Annotated in this window: 1 pseudogene; it reads left to right on the top strand. The window is 66.4% G+C overall.

Annotated elements, in window-relative coordinates:
* Nucleotides 1–533: 533 nt before the first annotated feature.
* Nucleotides 534–1055: pseudogene (locus AB0P35_RS42205) on the top strand (RHS repeat-associated core domain-containing protein); the annotation flags it as partial.
* Nucleotides 1056–1209: the final 154 nt, after the last annotated feature.

Below are 1209 nucleotides of genomic sequence, written 5' to 3'. Positions count from 1 at the left end.
GGACCTTAGACAAGCCTCATCGTTGCAGCTCAGAAGGCACTTTCGCTTTTCCGATCATGATCCGGACGCGCCCCCAGATGAAACGCGCAGGCTAGCCCTCCATGACCGTGCCCGACAGCGGGGTCCTGCGCGGGCCCTGGCCGAACCGGCCGTCTCCGATGTAAACGCCGTTTACAGCCCTGCTCCGCCCACTACCTCCCCGGACCACGGCACCCAGCCGCGCGCGAGGACGTAAACACCGTTTACACGACCGCTCTGCCGGAGCAGCGCGACACCGATGAGGCACCCGGCGGACCTGACCTCCTCAAGCAGGTCGGCCGGGTGCCTCACGCCTCGGACGGGCACGCTCGGCGCCGGGGCTGACCTGCCGGGCGGTCAGCTACCGTGCTTCCGTGGGTCAGCCGGTGACGGCGGCGGGGGCGTCCCAGGCGTTGCGGTCGACGGTGAGGGGTGGCGCCTCCGTAGGTCTCGCGCTGGTTGACCTGGTACTGGTGGCCGCGGCGGTGGCCGGTAAACAGGCCGCTGCTGTAGGGGAAGCTGACTCCAACCAGCGCGTGCGCAGCTGGACCACCGAGGCCAACACCGGCGGAACGTGGACCCAGACGGACTCGAAGACCAACCACTACGACTCCGATGACGACAGCCCCCGTTGGATCACTGAGGACAGCGTCGGAAACCTCACCCGTAGCGTCGACGGTCTCAACGGCAAGCTCGGCGCGACGACCACAAAGACAAGCGGCACCGTTCTGCAGCTGGAGAACCTCCACGGCGACACCACTCTTCAGCTGCCTCTGGACACCGCGGTCGCTCCCACCGTTCTCGACCTCGACGAATACGGGAACCCGCGGGCAGGCCAGCAGACCACCAGGTACGGCTGGCTCGGCGGCGCGCAGCGCTCGGACGAGACCCTCACCGGCCTGACCCTCATGGGTGTCCGCCTCTACAACCCCGCCACCGGCCGCTTCCTTTCCGTCGACCCGGTTCCCGGCGGAAGCGCCAACGCCTATGACTACGTCAACCAGGACCCGGTCAACCTCTTCGATCTCGACGGCCGCTGCATCGAAGATCTCTGCATCGGTGAAGGCATCCTCGTCGTTGCCCTCTTCGGCGCCATTAGCCTGCGCGTTTCATCTGGGGGCGCGTCCGGATCATGATCGGAAAAGCGAAAGTGCCTTCTGAGCTGCAACGATGAGGCTTGTCTAAGGTCCC

This window comes from Kitasatospora sp. NPDC085879 (assembly GCF_040686255.1).
Taxonomy (GTDB): domain Bacteria; phylum Actinomycetota; class Actinomycetes; order Streptomycetales; family Streptomycetaceae; genus Kitasatospora.
The sequence above is the reverse complement of the archived record's forward strand: the minus strand, read 5'-3'. Positions and strand labels throughout refer to the sequence as shown.